We start from the raw sequence: 1,454 nt of genomic DNA, 5'->3' as shown, positions 1-1,454 counted from the left end.
CTAGTACGGCAGCCGCCGTTCGGGATCATGGCTGGAGTTCGAGGTTGAGGCGTCGGGTGTAGTGGGCTTGGCGGGCTCGGGCTTGATGCTGGCGCCGCCAGTCTGACCAGCGCAGACGGTGGGCGAGGTTGCTGAGCGGGCGGATGATGCAGGCGTTGATCAGGCGCCGGACCTCGTTGACGGTGAGCTTGATCAGTCCGGTGTCGGCCGGGTTGTGGTCGGCGGCGTCGGCGACGCAGATCGCCAGGACGGCGAGGGCGGCCAGGGCGAGGGTGGTGAACCGGTGCCAGGAGTCCCAGCGGCGGACCTGGTGCTGGTCGAGACCGACCTGGCCCTTGGCAGCTTGGAAGCTCTCCTCAACCGTCCAGCGGATGCCCGCGACCCGCACGAGTTGGGCCAGGGTGGCCGGTTGCGGGGTCCAGCAGCGGTAGAAGGCCAGCTCACCGGTGGTGGTGTTGCGGCGGATCAGGAGGCTGTGGTGGCCGCCGTCGTCGGGGTCGGCGTCGGTGCAGACGTCGTCGAGCCAGGCCCAGTCGTAGAAGCGTGGCCCTTTCGACCCGGCACCGGCGCTGCGACGTTGCCACGCCGAGGCCGGCAGCTCGGCGGCGACCCGGTCAGCCCGAACCCGGGTCTTGCCGCCGTCGAGTGGGACCACGTGGCTGCGGGACACGGCCAGGACATAACCCAGGCGGTGGTGGCGTAGGTGGGCACGGAAGACGCTGCTGTTGCCATAGGCCTCGTCCGCGGCCGCCCACCCGGCCGGGACGCCGGCGTCGACGGCAGCGGTGATCATGTCGGCGGCCAGCTCGGACTTCGTGGCGAAGGCGACCTCGTCGGGAACCCCGGCGGCCTGGCATCGGTCCCGGTCATCGGTCCACGACACCGGCAGGTAGACCCGGCGGTCGATCAGCGTGTGCCCATGCCGGCTGGCATAGCCGCAGAACACCCCCACCTGCGCATTCTCGATCCTGCCGGCGGTGCCGGTGTACTGGCGTTGCACTCCGATGGTGTGCACGCCCTTCTTCAGGTCCCCGGTCTCGTCCACGACCAGCACCGCGTCCGGATCACCGAACCGGCCCACGACCACCGCCCGCACATCGTCGCGGACCGCATCGGCATCCCACACCGCCCGAGACAACAACCGCTGCATCGCGTCCGGCCGGGCATGCCCGGCCCGCTCCGCCAACTGCCAGCACGTCTTGACCTCGATGTCGGCCAGCAGCCCTGTCACGAACGCCGTCGCCGTCCGACGCGGCTCGACCCGCCCGAAGCGTCCCGCGAACGCATCGCACACCCCGGTCAGGACTTGCCGCCACCGGTCTGGGTTTACGCTGTGGCACGCGGCCACCGCCAGATCTGAAGTCATGTCCACAGCAGACAGACGATCACGCGGTGGCCGCACCTCGTCTACCCGGCCCCACCAGCGACATCTCAAACGGCGGCTGCCGTACTAG

1 protein-coding gene is annotated in these 1,454 nt (G+C 70.1%); it reads right to left on the bottom strand.

Annotated features, from left to right (window positions below; all coding sequences use genetic code 11):
* Window positions 1-25: 25 nt before the first annotated feature.
* A complete protein-coding gene (locus HA073_RS30150) occupies window positions 26-1,366 on the bottom strand; it encodes an IS701 family transposase (protein ID WP_240926046.1) in 1,341 nt (446 codons plus the stop codon).
* Between the last annotated feature and the right edge of the window lie 88 nt (window positions 1,367-1,454).

It is taken from the genome of Micromonospora sp. CMU55-4, from assembly GCF_011602315.1.
In the GTDB taxonomy this organism is placed as follows: domain Bacteria; phylum Actinomycetota; class Actinomycetes; order Mycobacteriales; family Micromonosporaceae; genus Micromonospora; species Micromonospora chalcea.
This window is presented reverse-complemented; position numbering and strand designations above follow the sequence as displayed.